The following is a 16,824-nucleotide window of genomic DNA, read 5'->3' as shown; positions in this document are numbered from 1 at the left end:
AAATGCGCAACAGTCGTTGCAACATACGCAACCGAGGTCGCCGCCGATGAACACACCCGCCCCTTGCTCGATCGACACCGCCGCAATCGACGCCCTCCGCCAGGAGCGGATCGACTGGCGGTTCCGCTCGGCCGCGCCCGCCCTGACCGGGCTCACCCTGGGCGAAGCCGCGCAGCGGCGGCTCAACCTGTTCACCGACGGGTTCTTCGCGCCCTTCGTGGTGCTGGACGAAGAGGCCCTCGAGCACAACCTGCGGACGATGGCCGCCTGGTGCGCCGCCCGCGGTGTCGTGCTCGCCCCGCACGGCAAGACGACGATGGCCCCGCAGCTCTTCGCCCGCCAGATCGAGCACGGCGCCTGGGGCATCACCTGCGCGAACGCCGGTCACCTGCGGATCTACCGGGCGTTCGGCGTCTCGCGGATCCTGCTGGCCAACCAGTTCCTCGACCCGAGCGGCCTGCGCTGGCTGGCGGAGGAGCTGGCCGCCGACCCCGCGTTCGAGTTCATCTGCTGGGTCGACTCCGTCCGCGGTGTCGAGCTGATGACCGAAGCGCTCGAAGGCACGAGCCGGCCGGTCGACGTCCTTCTCGAGCTGGGGGCCGACGGCGGCCGCACCGGCGTCCGCGACACGGCGACCGCGCTGGCCGTCGCCGAAGCGGTCCACGCCAGCCCGGCACTGCGGCTGCGCGGCACCGGCGGTTACGAAGGTGCGCTCTCCCACGACACCGACGACGCCGCGCTGGCGAAGATCAGCTCCTATGTGGACGGTCTCCGCGACCTCGCGATCACCTTCGCGGACAAGGGACTTCTCGAAGGACAGATCATCGTCACCGCCGGTGGCAGCGCCTACTTCGACCAGGTCGCCAACGAGCTCACCAAGCCGTGGCCGGACGGCCTCGACGTGCTCCCGGTCCTGCGCAGCGGCGCCTACATCACCCACGACGACGGCTTCTACCGCGAGATCTCCCCGCTCGGTGAGCACCCGCGCATCGACGGCGTCGAGTCGTTCCGCCCGGCCCTGCACGCCTGGGCGCAGGTGACGTCGAAGCCGTCCGACGAACTGGCGCTGCTGACCATCGGCAAGCGCGACGCGTCCTTCGACGAAGGCATGCCGGAACCGCAGCTGCGCCGCACCCCGCGTGGCCCCGCGGAGCCGCTCGAAGGCCACGTCATCGCGAAGATGAACGACCAGCACGCCTTCCTCACGCTGCCGGCGGGGTCGCCGGTCGAGGTCGGCGACTGGATCGGGCTCGGCCTCTCGCACCCGTGCACCGTGTTCGACAAGTGGCCGCTGCTGCCGGTGACGGCGGGCGACGGCGAAACCGTCGTCGACCTCGTCCGGACGTGGTTCTGATGGACGTCGTCCTCCGCGGCGCGCTGGTCGCCGACGGCACCGGCGACGCCCTGACCAGGCACGACGTCGGCATCACCGGCGAGCGGATCGCCAGCGTCGCCGAAGCCGGCTCGCTGGCCGGGAACCGGAACATCGACGCCGACGGCCTGGTGCTCGCGCCCGGGTTCATCGACATGCACTCGCACTCCGACCTGCAGCTGCTGGCCAACCCGGACCACCCGGCCAAGATCACCCAGGGCGTGACCACCGAGGTGCTCGGCCAGGACGGACTGTCCTACGCCCCGGTCGACGACGCCGTCCTCGACGCGCTGCGCCAGCAGCTCGCCGGCTGGAACGACGACCCGGCGGGCTTCGACTGGAACTGGCGCTCGGTCGGCGAGTACCTCGACCGCCTGGACCAGGGCATCGCCGTCAACGCCGCCTACCTGGTGCCGCAGGGCACCGTCCGGATGCTCGCCGTCGGCTTCGACGACCGCCCGGCCACGGACGCCGAGCTGACGCGGATGAAGGAACTCGTCGCCACCGGCCTGGCCGAGGGCGCGATGGGCATGTCGTCGGGCCTCACCTACACACCGGGGATGTACGCGGACACCGCCGAGCTGGTCGAGCTGTGCCGCGTGGTCGGTGCGGGCGGCGGGTTCTACAGCCCGCACCACCGCAGCTACGGCAAGGGCGCGCTCGAAGCGTTCGCCGAGATGATCGACGTCTCCCGGCGCTCCGGCTGCCCGCTGCACCTGGCGCACGCGACGATGAACTTCTCGGTGAACAAAGGAAAAGCGCCCGACCTGCTCCAGCTGCTGGACGACGCCCTCGACGACGGTTGCGACGTCACGCTCGACACCTACCCGTACCTGCCGGGCGCGACCTACCTCTCGGCGCTGCTGCCCAGCTGGGCCACCGAAGGCGGGCTCGACGCCACCCTCGCCCGGCTGTCCGATGTGGACACCCGCGAGCGGATCCGCGCGGAGATCGAGGAGTCCGGTTCGGACGGTGCGCACGGCGTGCCGATCGACTGGGACGCCATCGAGATCAACGGCGTCCGCAACGACCGCAACAACCACCTGGTGGGCCACAGTGTCGCCGGTTCGGCGCGCGCCGCGGGCAGCGAACCGGCGGCACTGTACTTCGACACCCTGCTGGACGAACGTCTCGGCACGTCCTGCCTGATGCACGTCGGGCACGAGGAGAACGTCCAGGCGATCATGCGCCACCGGACGCACACCGGCGGCAGCGACGGGCTCCTCGTCGGCGCCCGCCCGCACCCGCGCGCCTGGGGCACGTTCCCCCGTTACCTGGCCCGGTACGTCCGTGAACTGGGCGTCCTGGACCTCGCCGAATGCGTCGCCCACCTCACCGGGCGGGCCGCGCGCCGGCTGCGGCTGACCGACCGCGGGCTCGTCCGCGCCGGGTACGCCGCCGATCTGGTCCTGTTCGACCCGGAGGCGGTCTCCGACACCGCCACCTTCGACGACCCGCGGCAGCCCGCCGCGGGCATCACGCACGTGTTCGTCAACGGCGTCGCCGCCCTCGACGACGGCCGTCCCACCGGCGCCCTCGCCGGCCGATCCCTGCGCAATCCCGGGAGAACCCGATGATCCACTGGCTGCAGCACACCACCGGCGGGCTGCTCACGCTCGCCGCCGTCTCGATCGCCGTCCTGCTGGTCCTGATCATCAAGCTCAAGCTGGAGCCGTTCATCGCCCTGATCGTCGTCGGGCTGCTGACCGCGCTCGCCGCCGGCCTGCCCGTCGGGGCGATCGTCGGCTCCGCCCAGAAGTCGGCGGACTCCTTGCTGGAAAAGGGGTTCGGCAGCATTCTCGGGCACATCACGGCGATCATCGGGCTGGGCACGATCCTCGGGTCGATCCTGGAACGCTCCGGTGGCGCGAAGGTGCTCACCGGGGCGCTGCTGCGCTCCTTCGGTGAGAAGCGCGCGCCGCTGGCGATGGGCCTCGCCGGGTTCATCTTCGGCATCCCGGTGTTCTTCGACATCGGCATCTTCGTGCTCGCGCCGCTCGTGTACGTCGCCGCGCGCCAGGGCGGCCGGTCGCTCGTGCTCTACGCGATGCCGCTGCTGGCCGGGCTTTCGATCACCCACGCGTTCCTGCCGCCGCACCCCGGCCCGGTGGCCGCGGCCGGCCTGCTGCACGTCGAGCTCGGCTGGATCATCCTGATGGGCCTCGCCTGCGGTGTCCCGGCGTTCCTCATCGGCGGTGTGCTCTACGCGACCTGGATCGGCAAGCGCATCGACGTCGGCGTGCCCGAGGACATGATCTTCGCTGAGGAGGAAGCCGAAAACGACGAGAACCCGCCGTCGCTGGCGCTGGTCGGGTCGATCATCGCGGTACCGCTGGTGCTGATCCTGGCCGGCACGTTCGGCAGCATCTGGCTGCCGAAGGGTTCCGCGCTCGCCGGGGTCGCGGCGTTCATCGGCACGCCGGCCGTGGCGCTGACCGTCGCCGTGCTGCTCGCGTCCTGGCTGCTCGGGCTGCGGCGCGGGTTCACCGGCAAGGACCTCAACGAGCTGGCCGCCAAGTCGCTGCGGCCGGTCGCGATGATCCTGCTGGTCGTCGGCGCGGGCGCGTTCTTCGGCGGGGTGCTCTCGGCGACCGGGATCGGCAAGGCCGTGGCCGACTCGCTGCACGACGCCGGGCTCCCGGTGATCATCGCGGCCTACGTCATCAGCTGCGGCATGCGGATCGCGCAGGGCTCGGCGACCGTCGCGATCGTCACCACCAGCACGATCCTCGGCCCGGCCGTGGCCCAGCTCGGGTATTCGCAGATCCAGCTGGCGCTGCTCGTGATGGCCATCTCGGCCGGGTCGATCATCGCCTCGCACGTCAACGACGGCGGGTTCTGGATCGTCCAGCGGTACTTCAACATCACCGTGCCGCAGACGATCAAGTCCTGGACGGCGCTGGAAACCGTGCTCTCCGTCTCGGGTTTCGCGGTTTCGGCATTGCTCATGGCCGTGGTCTAGACCATACTGGAGGGAAGCCGCCGCCCGAACCCGTTGGGAGACAATGACGATGACCGGACTTTCCCGTCGCACGTTCCTCGGCGCCGCTGCGGGCGCGAGCGCCGCCACCGTTCTCGGTGCGCAGTTCGCCGCGGCGGCAACCACTTCGAAGGCCTGCACCGCGGGAGCGACCGTGTACGTCGGCAGTTACACCACCGGGGCGGACGGCCACGGCCTCGACGTCACGAGCCGCTCCGGCGCCACGCTGACCCCGGTGCGCACGGTGCCGGGGATCAGCGACACGTCGTGGTTCGACCGCAGCGCCGACGGCAAGACCCTGTACGTCACCAACGAAGGCGACCCGAACGGGTTCGTCTCGGCGCTGGACATCACCGACGTCACGAACCCCAAGCTGCTCAACAAGATCTCGTCCAAGGGCAGCGCGCCGACGCACCTGAGCGTGCATTCGAGCGGGAAGTACGTGCTGGCGGCCAACTACGGCACCGGCAGCGTCGTCGTGCTGCCGATCCTGGCCGGCGGGAAGCTCGGCGCGGCCACGGACCTGGCGCAGCACCAGGGAACCGACCGCGCGCCGAACGCGCACCAGGTCGTCAACGACCCGACCGGCCGCTGGGTGCTCTCGGTCGACCTCGGTGCCGACTCGGTGTACGTCTACTCGCTCGACGTCGCCACCGGGAAGCTCGCGCTGCACCAGCAGCTGAAGCTGCCCACGGGCGCCGGGCCGCGGCACCTCGCGTTCGACCGGACCGGGAAGTTCGCCTACATCCTGCAGGAGCTGCGCCCGGAGCTGACGGTGGCGAGCTGGGACGCGGCCACCGGCACGCTGAAGGCGCTTTCCGTCGTCCCGGCCGTGCCGAGCGGCAGCACCGGTGACCTGTTCCCCGGCGAGATCGCGCTGTCGAAGGACGGGAAGTTCGCCTACGCCACCGTGCGCGGGCCGAACACGCTGGCCACGTTCGCCATCTCGGGCGGTGGCGCGACGCTCAAGCTGGTGTCCTCGGTGACCACCGGCGGCAACTGGCCGCGGCACGTGGCCCTCGACCCGGCGGAGGGCTGGTTCTACGTCTCGAACCAGCGCTCCGGCACCGTCACCTCGCTGCCCCGCGACCCGGCGACCGGCCTGCCCGGCGCGGTCGCCTCGAGCCTCGCTGTCGGCAGCGTCAACTCCGTCTACTTCGCCTGAGCACCGGTCGTGAGTGCGTAACAGTGTTCTAACACTGTTACGCACTCACGACCTCCCTACTGGAGGACCCCATGAGACTGCGCCGCACCCTCCCCCTCGTCGCGGGACTGGCCCTGCTGGCCGGTTGCGCCCCCACGCAGTCCGCGCCCGCGGGCAACGGCGGGGACGAGAAGACCGGCACCGTCCGCGTCTGGCTGTTCGACGAGGCCAACCGCGCGCCGAAGGAGGCCGCGGTCAAGGACGCGATCGCCGAGTTCAAGGCCGCGCACCAGGGCGTCGAGGTCGACGTCCAGTGGGTGCCGGTCGAGGGCCGCGCCGACAAGTTCTCCGGGGCCTTCACCGACCCGGCCAGCGCCCCGGACGCCGCCGAGTTCGGCAACACCGACGTCTCCAGCTACGCCGCCACCGGCGCGCTCGCCGACCTGACCGGCGACCTCGCGTCGTGGAGCGAGGGCAAGGACCTCATCCCGACCGTCGTCGACACGGCGAAGGCCGGCGGCAAGACCTACGGCCTGCCCTGGTACACCGGCATCCGCGCGTTGTACTACCGCACCGACGTCTTCACCGAGCTGGGCCTGAAGCCGCCGACGACGCTCGCCGAGCTGACCGACGACGCTCGCAAGATCCGTGCCGCCAAGCCGGACCTCTACGGCATCTCCGTCGGCGGCAAGTACACCTACGCGATGCTGCCGTTCCTCTGGGCCAACGGCGGCGAGCTGGCGCAGGAGAGCGACGGCAAGTGGAAGTCGGCGGTGACCGGTGAGCAGGCCAAGGCCGGCCTGACCCAGTACGCGAACCTGATCAAGGACGACGTCTGCCCGCCTGCGCAGTGCGCGAACCTGACCGGCACGCAGAGCGTCACGGCGTTCGCGGGCGGCAAGGCCGGGATGACGATCGGCGGCGACTTCAACCGCAAGGCCGTCGACCAGGGCGCGGTGAAGGGCAAGTACGCCGTCGTGCCGATCCCGGGCACCACGGCCGGCAGCGTCGCCCCGGCGTTCGCGGGCGGCAACCTGCTCGGCGTGTTCAACGCGAGCAAGCGCCGCGGGCTGGCGCTGGAGTTCATCGAGCTGCTCGGCGGCGCGAAGTACCAGGAGAAGATGTACACGGCGATGGGCAACCTGCCGACGCTGAGCTCCGTGCAGCAGAAGCTCGCCGCGAACGACCCGTTCCTCAAGCCGTTCGTCGACACCCTCAAGGCGGGCACGAAGTTCGTCCCGGCGACGCCCGCGTGGTCCAAGATCGACAGCCAGAACGTGCTGCCGACCGCCGTCCAGCAGATCGCCACCGGCGGCAAGGACCCGGCCGCCGCGCTGACCGACGCCGCCGCCGCGATGGACAAGGCCTTCGGGTAGTGGTGGCACAGCAAGTCCGTTCCGTCTCGGCGCCGGTGAAGGCGCCGAGACGGCGGCGGCGGGACGGCCGGGCCGCGATCCTGTACCTGCTGCCCGCGGGTGTCCTGCTCGCCGCGCTGCTCGTGTACCCGATCTACGAGCTCGTCCTGATCTCGTTCTACGACTACGGCCAGCCGCAGGCCGCGGGCAACGCTCCGCTGGTGTTCCTCGGCTTCGCGAACTACGCCGACCTGTTGTCGCAGACGGAGTTCTGGACCGTGCTCGGCAAGACGGTCGGGTTCGCCGCGGCCTGCGTCGTCGGCAGCCTGCTGGTCGGCACCGGCCTCGCGGTCCTGGCCAGCCGGGTCCGCTCGCTGCCCCGGACGCTGCTGTTCCTCGCCACGCTCGGCGCGTGGTCCACCCCGGCGATCGCCGGCTCCTACGTCTGGCTGTTCCTCTTCGACACCGACTTCGGCCTGGTCAACGAAGTGCTCTCGGGCATCGGGCTGCCTTTCGAACACCATTCGTGGACCTTCGGCACGATCGGCGCGTTCGGCCTGGTCGCCGCCGAGGTGATCTGGTGCTCGTTCCCGTTCGTCCTCGTGACGATGTACGCGGGGATCAAGGGCATCCCGGAAGAGGTGCTCGAGGCCGCGTCGCTCGACGGCGCGTCGGCCTGGCGCTCGACGTGGACGATCGTGCTGCCGATGGTGCGGCCGCTGCTGATGATCGCGACCGTCCAGTCGATCATCTGGGACTTCAAGGTGTTCACCCAGATCTACGTGATGACCAACGGCGGCGGCGTGGCCGGGCGCAACCTGGTCCTCAACGTCTACGCCTACCAACAGGCTTTCGCCGGGCAGGAATACGGCCTCGGCTCGGCGATCGGAGTCGTCATGACACTGTTGCTGCTGTCCGTCACCGGGCTCTACGTCCGTTCGCAGCGCCGGAGCGCGGCATGGCTCTAGCCGTCCGCCGCCCAGGCAGGCTGATCGCCGAGATCGTCACGGTCGTGATCGCCGGGATCGTCGCGTTCCCGCTGTACTGGATGCTGCTCTCGGCGTTCAAGCCACCGGGCGAGATCCAGTCGGCGAACCCGAAACCGTGGACGTTCAGCCCGTCGTTCGACAGCTTCACCCGCGTGCTCACGGTGTCCGGCTTCGGGCGGTTCTTCCTGAACAGCCTCATGGTGGCGCTGGTCGTCGTGGTGCTGTCGCTGCTGCTGTCGTTCCTCTCGGCGGTCGCGCTGACGCGGTTCTCGTTCAAGGGCCGGACCGTGCTGCTGGTGATGATCCTGGTGGCGCAGATGGTCCCGGTGGAGGCGCTGACCATCCCGTTGTTCTTCCTGATGCGCCAGATCGGCGGCGTGGCGCCGGCGTTCGGGCTGAACGAATTGGGTTCGCTGGTGCTGGTGCACCTGGCGTTCAGCCTGCCGTTCGCGATCTGGATGCTGCGCGGGTTCGTCGCCGCGGTGCCGGTGGAGCTCGAAGAGGCGGCGAAGATCGACGGCGCGTCCCGGATGCGGTTCACCTGGCAGATCCTGTTCCCGCTGGTCGCGCCCGGTCTCGTGGCGGTGAGCGTGCTGGCGTTCATCCACGCCTGGAACGACTTCCTCTTCGCCAAGACGTTCATCATCTCCAAGACCGAGAACCAGACGCTGCCGCAGGCGATCCTGGTGTTCTTCAAGCCGGAGGACACCGACTGGGGCGCGGTGATGGCGTCGTCCACCCTGATGACCATTCCGGTGCTGGTGTTCTTCGTCCTCGTCCAACGACGGCTGGTGTCCGGCATGGCCGGCGCCGTGAAGGGCTGACATGTCTTTCGACACACTGCTCCCCCGCCCGGTTTCGGTGACGCCAGCTTCGGGTTCGTGCCCGTGGCCGTCCACTGTGGACGTTCGTTCCGCCGACCTGCCCGCGGAGGGCTACCGGCTGGAGATCTCGCCGTCCGGCGTGGTGTTGTCCTGTGGTGACGCGGCCGGGGAGTTCTACGGGCGGCAGACGTTGCGGCAGCTGGCAGGTCCTTCCGCGTTCCGCTCGGTGGTCCTCGGTGAGCTTTCCCTGCCGTGCGGCGTGGTCGAGGACCACCCGCGGTTCGGCTGGCGCGGCTGCCTGCTCGACGTCGCCCGGCACTTCCGGACCAAGGCCGAGGTGCTGCGGTTCGTCGACCTGCTGGCCGCGCACAAGCTGAACGTGCTGAACCTGCACCTGACCGACGACCAGGGCTGGCGCTTCGACGTCCCTTCGTATCCGCGACTGACGTCCGTGGGCGGCTGGCGGCCGTCGTCGATGGTGGGCAGCGGTGGTGAGCAGGACGGGCGGCCGCACGGCGGCTTCTACACCGGCGACGACCTGCGGGAGATCGTCGCCTACGCGGCGTCCCGGGCCATCACGGTGGTGCCGGAGATCGACATCCCGGGTCACGCGCGTGCGGCTCTGGCGGCCTACCCTTCTCTGGGCACTGAGGACTCTTACGAGATCTGGACCGCCTGGGGCATCAGCACTTCGCTGCTCTCGCCGACGGAGTCCACTTTGGACTTCTTCCGCACGGTGTTCGACCACCTGCTGGAGATCTTCCCGTCTCAGGTGATCGCGCTGGGCGGCGACGAGATGCCGGGCGCGACCGACGAGCACCGCAAGTTCGTCCGGCTGCTCGCCGAGCACCTGGTGTCCCGCGGGCGCACGCCGATGGGCTGGGACGAGGTCCTCGACATCGGCGGCCTCCCCCCGATGGTGATCGGCTCCTGGCAGAACGAGACCGCCGGTCAGCAGGCGGCTTCGGCGGGCCACGACGTCGTGATGTGCCCGGAACAGCACGTGTACCTGGACCACCGCCAGTCGCCGCACCCGGACGAGCCGATCCCGGTCGGCATGGTCCACACGCTGGAGGACGTCTACGCGTACGAGCCGGCGCTGACCGGTCCCCGGCTGCGGGGTGTGCAGGCGCAGGTGTGGAGCGAGCACCTGGACAGCGTCCGGCGGGTGGACTACATGGCCTTCCCGCGGCTGTCGGCGTTCGCGGAGGTGGCGTGGAGCAGCGGGACGCGGGACTACGAAGAGTTCCTGCCGCGGCTGCGGGACCACCACTTGCCGCGGCTGGACGCGCTGGGCGTGGAGTACCGGCCGTTGGACGGGCCGCACCCGTGGCAGACGCGGCCGGGGGTGCCGGGCCGGCCGCGCTGACGGCCTACAACCGGTATTCCGCGGGCACCCACTCCGAGAACAGATCGGCCACATCGGCCACGGCGTCTTCGTCGGCCTCGCGGCCTTCGGCGCGCAAGGAGTGGATCGTGTCGAGCAGCTCCTGGTAGAGGTCGTCGCGTTTCACGCCTTGCTCGAGCTGCTCGACGAGGAGCGGCCTGATCTCGAGAACGCCCAGGCCGGCTTCCACCGAAGCCAGCAGCTTGGCGCGGAACTCGCCGTCGTCCATCATGCGGTTTCCCGCCCCTCCACTCGGGACTCTCGGGGGTCACTGCATCACCGGCCGCGCAGTCCAGCCCCCACCCTCTCCGGGGGGCGTCCCCAGTCCAGTCTATCGGTGGATGCCGGCAAAACCGGCCGGAAGCCGAGCGGTGAGCCGAGCTGTCCACAATCGGAAGTGCCTGTGGATAGCTCGGTTCACGGCAGCAGCGTCACCGTCACCGAGCGCGTCGGGCCCACGTTGCCCGCCGCGTCGATCGAGCGGTATTCGATGCGGTGGCGGCCGTAACCCGGGGTGCGCGGCGCGAACGGCGACACCGTCAGGCCGCCCGGGCCGAGGTTGCCGTACGCCAGGCCGTCGATCTCCGTGCCGGTCGGGGTGAACAGGTACGGCGCGTCCGGGTCCGTCGGCCAGCCGTAGTACTTGTGCCAGCCGTCGGCGTCCACGCGGAACTCCGGCATTCCGTCGGACGGTGTCAGACGCATCGTGAACGAACCGTGGTACACGTGCCCGGGCGGCAGCTCGGCCGTCGTCGTCGGGCCGGACGCGTCCACCGTCCAGGTCAGGGTCGTGCCGCCGGTGGTCGCGGTGAGGGTGTGCGCGCCCGATGCCGAGTGCAGCGCGAAGTCCGGGCCGCTCCCGGCCGGACGGCCGTCGAGCGCCCAGCGGACCGGCGGGATCGAGCCGGTCGGCTCGCCCGTTTCGACGTAGACGACGTCGTGGCCGCCGACCGACTGCGCGGTGGGCGTCGAACCCACGACCGCGGGGCCTCCCGAAGGCGTGGTGGTCACCGACGTGTCGACGGTCCACGTGCGGGTCGCCGTCGGCCGGGCCGCCGGGTCGCGGACGAACGGCGTCGGGTCGGTGACCTTCACCGTCAGCGTGTGCTTGCCCGGCTTCACGTGAGCCTGCCGCAGATCGAGCGCGTCGGTGCCGCGGACCGGGCGCCCGTCCAGGGTCCAGGTGACGTCGAGGCGGTGGTCGACCGGGTGCATCGTGCGGACCCACACGACCCGGTCGGCGCCGATCGTGCCGGCCGGGGTGCCGTCGCCCAGCAGCGGGACCTTCGCGGAGATCCGCTGGGTCATCCGTTCGCGGCCGACCTGGTCGTAGGCGTAACCGAGGGTCTTCATCATCGAGTGCGCGCTGGGCCGCCAGACGCCGGTCTGCGTGTACAGCCCGCCTTCGTAGCGCCCGATCGTGCCGCCGGACTCGCTGGGCTCGCCGAGCCACCGGTACCACTTCGCGTGCTGGTCACGCATCTGCCGCTCGGTCAGCACGGTGTGGTGGATCGACGCGGGCTCGCCGCCCTCGTACGCCCCGCCAGGAACATTGCGCGCGTAGTAGTCGTACTCGTCGTCGAGGCCGCCGAGCGAGTGACCCAGCTCGTGCGGGGAGATCAGCGCGGACAGCGCGTTGCCGCCGGACGCCGTCGCGTACGTGCCGCCCGCGCCGCCGTAGGTTGCGCTGTTGCCCAGCGCGAGGATCTGCCGGTTCGCGCGGGTGGTGCCGGGCACGAGATCGGCGTAGCGCTGCGCGGCCGCGTCGTCGACGGTGAGCAGCCGCTGCACGCTCCCGGCGTCGCAGCCACCCCAGAACCCCATGTTCAGCGGGGTGTTCCGCTGCGGCGCGTCCAGGCCGGGGTCACAGTCCACACCGGACTCGGGCGAGGCGATCGAGACGGCGTAGACGTTGAAGTAGCTGCGGTAGGACTTGAACGGCTCGAGCGACCAGAGCGTCTCCATGTGCCGCTCGACGTCGGCGAAGAACTTCGGCTGCTCGGCCGCGGTGTACCCGTCGCCGAGGACGACGAGGTTGAACCGCTGCGCGACCGGCCCGGTCACCTGGACGTCGGTGACGACTGTCGCCGGCTCGTCGGCGTACGCGGGTGTGGCGATCCCGGTGGCGATCAGCAGCGCTGCGGCCAGCCCGGCCCATTTCGACATGGTCCCGGTCTAGCGCAGTGCTTTCGCCGCCGGAACCGCCGGAAGTCGGGCTATCCTGCCGAAATGGGGATTCGAGGGGGAATTCTGGTCACGGTCGCTGCGCTGACGCTGCTGACGGCCTGTACGGCGCCGGCGCCCGAGCCGGTGGCCAAGACCACTTCGGCAGCTCCGACGACTTCGGTTTCCAAGCCGTCGTCGGACGCGCCGCCGCTGGGCCCGGGGCCCGGATCGCAGCCGCCGACGACGCCCCAGCCACCACCACCGCAGTCACCGGCGAAGGTCACCTCGGCGTGCCCCTTCCTCGGGGTGACCGAGATGAGCGCGGTGATGGGCGCCACCTTGGACACCTACGCCGTCGAGCAGCCACCGGACCCGCGGCAGGGCGTCACGACCTACCGGTGCAACTACGCCAGCCGGACCGGCGGCCGGCTGGTCCACGACCTGTTCATCGACGTCCTCCCGGGCACCGGGCGGTTCGCGTCGCTGGTCACGGAGTGGACCCAGGACTGCGCGGCGCCCGCGGTGCCGATCCCCGGCGTGAACGGCACCACGCGGACGTGCGAGCTGTCGAAAGGCTCGAACTCGGGTGACATCATGCTGCTGGTCGCGAAGAAGTCCCACGGCCAGACCCGGCTGGCGGAGCTGGATCTGCGGCCGTTCCGGAGCGAGGTCTACCCGCGTCTCGCGCAGCTCCTGACCGACCGGCTATAAGCCGTTATACGCGGGTCGGCCGGTACCAGACCTCGGGCCGCCCGACCTGGCCGTAGTGCGGTTCCCGGTGCGCCATCCCGTTGTCCGCCAAGTACTCCAGGTACCGGCGCGCGGTGACGCGGGACGCGCCGATCGCCGCGGCCGCCGCGCCCGCCGACAGGCCTTCCGCCGCGCCGCCCAGTGCGTCGGTGATCGCTTCCAGGGTCTGGACGCTCATGCCCTTCGGCAGCGGTGGCTGCTCGGTCGTGCGCAGCGTTCCCAGGGCGCGGTCGATCTCGGCCTGGCCGGAGACCTCGCCGGACGCGTCGCGGAACTCGGCGTAGCGCTCCAGTTTTTCGCGCAGGGTGGCGAAGGTGAACGGCTTCAGCAGGTACTGCACGACGCCGACCGACACCGCGGCCTTCACCAGGCCGAGGTCGCGCGCCGACGTCACGGCGATGACGTCGATCGGCAGCCCGGCCGCGCGCAGGGACCGGCACACCGCCAGGCCGTGCGTGTCCGGCAAGTAGAAGTCCAGCAGCACCAGGTCGACGGGTTCGCGTTCGCAGAACCGCAGCGCGTCACCGCCGGAGTGGACCACGCCCGCCACCGAAAAACCGGCCAGCCGTTCCACGTAGACGCGGTGCGCCTCGGCGGCCACCGGTTCGTCCTCCACCACCAGCACCCGGATCACCGGTCCGCCTCCTGCCGCGGCAGCCGCACGGTGAACACCGCGCCCCCGTCCCGCCCGATGTCGACCGTACCGCCGTAGCGGCGCACCGCCTGCCCGACGAGCGCGAGCCCGAGCCCGTGGCCCTCCCCCGCCTTCGTCGACCAGCCGCGGCGGAAGACGTCGGCGCCCTCGGGGACGCCGGGGCCGGTGTCGGCGACGCGCAGCAGCAGTTCGTCCACGTCGGACCGGGCGGTGACGACGACGGCGGGGTGGCCGCCGCCGTGGACCGCGGCGTCGATGCCGTTGTCGATCAGGTTGCCGAGGATGGTGACGAGGTCGCGGGCGGCGACGCCGTGGGTCGCGTCGTCGATCATCGTGTCCGGCGTGATGGTCAGCTCCACCCCGCGTTCGCTCGCCTCGGCGGCCTTGCCCAGCAGCAGCGCGGCGAGCACCGGTTCGGCGACGGCGCCGACGACGCGGTCGGTCAGCTCCTGGGCGAGAGCGAGCTCGGCCGTCGCGAACTCGACGGCCTGCTCGGGTTTTCCGATCTCCACGAGGGAAACGACGGTGTGCAACCGGTTCGCCGCCTCGTGCGCCTGCGACCGCAACGCCTCCGCGAGGCCGCGGGCGGTGGTCAGTTCCCCGGTCAGCGTCTGCAGTTCGGTGTGGTCGCGCAGGACGACGACGGTGCCCTGCGACCGGCCGCCCGCGCGGACGGCGGTCGTGCTGACCAGCAGCACCCGAGCGTCCGTCAGGTGCAGTTCCTCGGCGCGGTTTTCGGCCGACCCGAACGCCGTCACCAGCTCGGCCGGCAGGCCCAGCGCGGTCAGTTCCCGCCCGACCGGGTCGGTGTCGAGGCCGAGCAGGGCGCGCGCGCCGTCGTTGCAGAGTCCGATCCGGCCGTCGCGGCCGACGAGCAGCACGCCTTCACGGACCGAGTGCAGCACGGCTTCGTGGTACTCGAACAGGTTGCTGAGCTCGCCGGGCGCGATCCCGCGCGTCTGGCGGCGCAGCCGGGCGCTGATCAGCCAGCCGCCGAACGCGCCGACGAGCAGCACGGCACCGGCGACGCCGAACAGCGGCCACAGTCGTTCCCGCAGTTCCGCCGAGATCGCCGCGACCGTGATCCCGACGGCGACGAGCGCGACCACCCGCTGCCCGGGGCCGAACACCGGCACGACCGTCCGGATCGACGGGCCGAGTGATCCGGTGTAGGTCTCGGTGTACTCCTGCCCGTGCTGGGCCTGCGCGATGGTCCCGATGTAGTGCTGGCCGATCAGGGCCGGGTTCGGGTGGGTGTAGCGGATCCCGGCCGGGCTCATGATCGTGATGAAGTCGACGCCGGTGTCGGTCTGCACGCGCACCGCGAACGGCTGCAGCGTGACGCTCGGGTTCGGCGTGTCCACGGCGGCGAGGACGGACGGCGCGTCCGCCACGGTCGAGGCCACAGCCCGTACCTGGTCCTTGGCGTTCTGGTCGGTCGCGTGCGACGCATCGAGGTAGGCGAACGTGATCCCGGCGCCGGCGAGCACGCAGAGCACCACCAGCTGCAGCACGAGCAGCTGGCGCGCCAGGCTCCAGCGGGACGACGTCGGGGACACCTCCTCATACCAGCACACCGGGGGCCGGGTGTCCGAACGGGACGGTGCGATCATCGCGCGAACTCAATGAACACAAGTGAGCCGGGTCACCTCGGTGGGCCTACAGTGTGCCGCAACCTGGAACACCCCTGAGCTGGAGGCAACGGTGCCGACCCCACCGACAACCGAGGAGACCCCGCGCAAGCGGGACAAGACCCACTACCTGTACCTGGCCGTGATCGTCGCGGTGGCGCTCGGAATCCTGGTGGGTTTCCTCTTCCCCGGCTTCGCCAAGGGCCTCAAGCCCCTCGGTGACGGCTTCGTCAACCTGATCAAGATGATGATCACGCCGATCATCTTCTGCACCATCGTCATCGGCGTCGGCTCGGTCGCGAAGGCGGCCAAGGTCGGCAAGGTCGGTTTGATGGCCCTGTTCTACTTCATCATCATGTCGACCTTCGCCCTGGCGATCGGCCTGGTCGTCGGCAACATCCTGCACCCGGGCACCGGCCTGCACCTGAACCCGGCCGACGTGAAGAGCGTCCAGAAGTCCGCCACCGGCGCCGAAGGCCCGGTCGACTTCCTGCTCGGCATCATCCCGAAGACCTTCGTCTCCGCCTTCACCGACGGCGAGGTCCTGCAGGCCCTGCTGGTCGCGTTGTTCGTCGGTTTCGCGCTGCAGAAGCTGGGCCCGAAGGGCGCCCCGATCCTGCGCGGCATCGAGCACATCCAGCGCCTGGTCTTCCGGGTCCTGTCCATGATCATGTGGGCCGCCCCGATCGGCGCGTTCGGCGCCATCGCCGCGGTGGTGGGCGCGACCGGCTGGGCCGCGTTGAAGAGCCTCGCGGTGATCATGATCGGGTTCTACGCCACCTGCCTGATCTTCGTGTTCGTGATCCTCGGGATCGTGCTGTGGCTCGGGGCCCGCGTCTTCATCTGGAACCTGCTGCGCTACCTCGGCCGCGAGTTCCTGCTGATCCTGTCGACGTCGTCGTCTGAGTCGGCGCTGCCGCGGCTGATCGCGAAGATGGAGCACGTCGGCGTCAGCAAGTCCGTCGTCGGCATCACGGTGCCGACCGGCTACTCGTTCAACCTGGACGGCACGGCGATCTACCTGACCATGGCGACGCTGTTCATCGCAGCCGCGCAGGACGAGCCGCTCTCGATCGGTTCGCAGATCGGCCTGCTGGCGTTCATGATCATCGCGTCGAAGGGCGCGGCGGGCGTCAGCGGCTCGGGCATCGCGACGCTGGCTTCCGGCCTGCAGTCGCACCGGCCGGAGCTGGTCAACGGCGTCGGCTTCATCCTCGGCATCGACCGGTTCATGTCGGAGGCCCGCGCGCTGACGAACTTCGCCGGCAACGCCGTCGCGACCGTCCTCATCGGAAACTGGACGAAGGAGTTCGACCGGGAGAAGGCCGAGCGGGTCTTCGCCGGGCAGGAACCCTTCGACGAGGCGACCATGCTCGACGACCACAGCCACGCGGCCGGCACCGACGACCTGGACGACGCCGCCAAGGAACCCGCGCGGTAACCCCCACCCGTTCGTGCTCATGCCCCCGCTGAGCACGAGCCACGCGGGCCGCGGTGCGAGTTCCCCGACTTCGCACCGCGGCCCGTTCCACGTCTTCACCCAAGGCGGCACTTTCACGTGAAAGTGCCGC

General features: G+C 70.4%; 14 protein-coding genes. 10 read left to right on the top strand and 4 right to left on the bottom strand.

Annotation, left to right across the window (positions count from 1 at the left end; genetic code table 11):
* Positions 1-46 precede the first annotated feature (46 nt).
* The 8 genes from ACIOD2_RS36380 (at position 47) to ACIOD2_RS36345 (ending at position 10,033) form a co-directional block, all read left to right on the top strand.
* A complete protein-coding gene (locus ACIOD2_RS36380) occupies positions 47-1,354 on the top strand; it encodes an amino acid deaminase (protein ID WP_400548759.1) in 1,308 nt (435 codons plus the stop codon).
* Positions 1,354-2,949 (top strand): amidohydrolase family protein, encoded by a 1,596-nt coding sequence (locus ACIOD2_RS36375; protein WP_400548756.1) that lies wholly within the window; start codon positions 1,354-1,356, stop codon positions 2,947-2,949. Before ACIOD2_RS36380 ends, ACIOD2_RS36375 begins: the two co-directional genes overlap by 1 nt.
* The gene (locus ACIOD2_RS36370) at positions 2,946-4,334 is read left to right on the top strand and encodes a GntP family permease (RefSeq protein ID WP_400548753.1); all 1,389 of its coding nucleotides are present in this window, start codon (positions 2,946-2,948) and stop codon (positions 4,332-4,334) included. Before ACIOD2_RS36375 ends, ACIOD2_RS36370 begins: the two co-directional genes overlap by 4 nt.
* Positions 4,335-4,383: 49 nt before the next feature.
* The gene (locus tag ACIOD2_RS36365; RefSeq protein WP_400548750.1) at positions 4,384-5,517 is read left to right on the top strand and encodes a lactonase family protein; all 1,134 of its coding nucleotides are present in this window, start codon (positions 4,384-4,386) and stop codon (positions 5,515-5,517) included.
* A 71-nt stretch (positions 5,518-5,588) separates the two neighbouring features.
* A complete protein-coding gene (locus ACIOD2_RS36360; RefSeq protein WP_400548747.1) occupies positions 5,589-6,872 on the top strand; it encodes an extracellular solute-binding protein in 1,284 nt (427 codons plus the stop codon).
* Positions 6,872-7,819 (top strand): carbohydrate ABC transporter permease, encoded by a 948-nt coding sequence (locus ACIOD2_RS36355; RefSeq protein ID WP_400548744.1) that lies wholly within the window; start codon positions 6,872-6,874, stop codon positions 7,817-7,819. The genes ACIOD2_RS36360 and ACIOD2_RS36355 overlap by 1 nt, the downstream gene beginning before the upstream one ends.
* Positions 7,810-8,664 (top strand): carbohydrate ABC transporter permease, encoded by an 855-nt coding sequence (locus ACIOD2_RS36350; protein WP_400548741.1) that lies wholly within the window; start codon positions 7,810-7,812, stop codon positions 8,662-8,664. Before ACIOD2_RS36355 ends, ACIOD2_RS36350 begins: the two co-directional genes overlap by 10 nt.
* Position 8,665: 1 nt before the next feature.
* Positions 8,666-10,033, top strand: a complete 1,368-nt coding sequence (locus ACIOD2_RS36345) for a beta-N-acetylhexosaminidase (RefSeq protein WP_400548738.1) — start codon at positions 8,666-8,668, stop codon at positions 10,031-10,033.
* 4 nt (positions 10,034-10,037) lie between these two features.
* Here ACIOD2_RS36345 and ACIOD2_RS36340 read toward each other — a convergent pair whose 3' ends face one another.
* Both ACIOD2_RS36340 and ACIOD2_RS36335 read right to left on the bottom strand, forming a co-directional pair.
* Complete coding sequence (locus ACIOD2_RS36340; protein WP_400548735.1) at positions 10,038-10,283, bottom strand: hypothetical protein; 246 nt, start codon at positions 10,281-10,283, stop codon at positions 10,038-10,040.
* Between the two features lie 185 nt (positions 10,284-10,468).
* Positions 10,469-12,217: a M64 family metallopeptidase gene (locus ACIOD2_RS36335; protein ID WP_400548732.1), complete on the bottom strand. Its 1,749-nt coding sequence runs from the start codon at positions 12,215-12,217 to the stop codon at positions 10,469-10,471.
* Positions 12,218-12,280: 63 nt separating this feature from the next.
* Here ACIOD2_RS36335 and ACIOD2_RS36330 point away from each other — a divergent pair, with 63 nt between their 5' ends.
* Positions 12,281-12,928 carry a hypothetical protein gene (locus ACIOD2_RS36330; protein WP_400548729.1) on the top strand — a complete coding sequence of 216 codons (648 nt, stop codon included), beginning with the start codon at positions 12,281-12,283 and terminating at the stop codon, positions 12,926-12,928.
* 4 nt (positions 12,929-12,932) lie between these two features.
* On the opposite strand, the gene ACIOD2_RS36325 is transcribed toward ACIOD2_RS36330, so the two are convergent.
* Positions 12,933-13,601: a response regulator gene (locus ACIOD2_RS36325; RefSeq protein WP_400548726.1), complete on the bottom strand. Its 669-nt coding sequence runs from the start codon at positions 13,599-13,601 to the stop codon at positions 12,933-12,935.
* Positions 13,598-15,235: an ATP-binding protein gene (locus ACIOD2_RS36320; RefSeq protein WP_400548723.1), complete on the bottom strand. Its 1,638-nt coding sequence runs from the start codon at positions 15,233-15,235 to the stop codon at positions 13,598-13,600. Before ACIOD2_RS36320 ends, ACIOD2_RS36325 begins: the two co-directional genes overlap by 4 nt.
* Before the next feature lie 91 nt (positions 15,236-15,326).
* Between ACIOD2_RS36320 and ACIOD2_RS36315 the strand changes: the two genes are divergently transcribed.
* Entirely contained in the window at positions 15,327-16,694 is a 1,368-nt protein-coding gene (locus ACIOD2_RS36315; protein ID WP_400548720.1) for a cation:dicarboxylate symporter family transporter, read from the top strand.
* Positions 16,695-16,824: the final 130 nt, after the last annotated feature.

The sequence above is a fragment of the Amycolatopsis sp. NPDC088138 genome (assembly GCF_044741685.1).
Classification (GTDB): Bacteria; Actinomycetota; Actinomycetes; order Mycobacteriales; family Pseudonocardiaceae; genus Amycolatopsis.
This window is presented reverse-complemented; position numbering and strand designations above follow the sequence as displayed.